Source organism: Streptomyces sp. NRRL S-920 (assembly GCF_000717945.1).
Taxonomy (GTDB): domain Bacteria; phylum Actinomycetota; class Actinomycetes; order Streptomycetales; family Streptomycetaceae; genus Streptomyces; species Streptomyces alboniger.
This window is the reverse complement of the sequence record NZ_JODF01000151.1, coordinates 1-738: the sequence shown is the minus strand read 5'-3', so window position 1 is coordinate 738 and position 738 is coordinate 1. Positions and strand designations below refer to the sequence as shown.

1 protein-coding gene is annotated in these 738 nt (G+C 62.1%); it reads right to left on the bottom strand.

Annotation, left to right across the window (positions count from 1 at the left end):
- Positions 1-213: 213 nt before the first annotated feature.
- Entirely contained in the window at positions 214-714 is a 501-nt protein-coding gene (locus IG54_RS0137275) for a hypothetical protein (RefSeq protein WP_037898476.1), read from the bottom strand.
- Positions 715-738 lie beyond the last annotated feature (24 nt).

Genomic DNA, 738 nt, shown 5'->3' with positions numbered 1-738 from the left:
GAGTGAGAGGCGTAGTCACGAAGTGGATCCCCCGTTTTGGGAAGCTCGTCGCTCCGAAGTTGCAGACAACTACTCAGGTGAGCAGGAGGTAGCGCACTAACTCAATGGGAACGGTCGTACCGTCCTGACTGAGCACCGATTCAGGGTGGAAGGAATGCGTGGAAGGAATGCGTGGCATCTGCTCACGCTTCAGAGCAGATGCGGTGGCCCGGCCTAGTCCTCACCCGGAGCGTGGGCATGCTCCGCGCGCCAGGTGCATCCGTCGCCGACCAGTTCGCATGACACCTTGACGTCCGGTTCCACGTAACGGTTGGCGATGGCGGTGTTGAGTTTCTGGCAGTACCCGCACGGTGACTTGAACGTCAGGACGACGCCACCGCGGGCAGCTTTCTTGCGGTACCGAAGAATCCCGCACTCGGCGTTACGCAGGACGGCGCCGGAGGGCTGAGACTCAATGGACACGTCGGAGTCGTACAGCAGCAACTGTCGCTTCATCCGGATCATGAAGTGATCGGTAGCCGATAGGCCCTCGGGCTGTTGCGCGCGTAGCAAATCCGCGGCGATGCGGGAATTCTGCTTGACCCATCCGGTCAGGCCTTCTTCGCCGTGCTCTCCGAGGACGAACTCCTCCGCGGCCGCCTGGGCCTCGAAGTACCGCTGACGCCAGAGATCGACTTTCTCCGCCGGGTCGAGAGAGGTGGTCTCACTGGTCATGGTCCGCGTCCTTCCCGGTGGCGT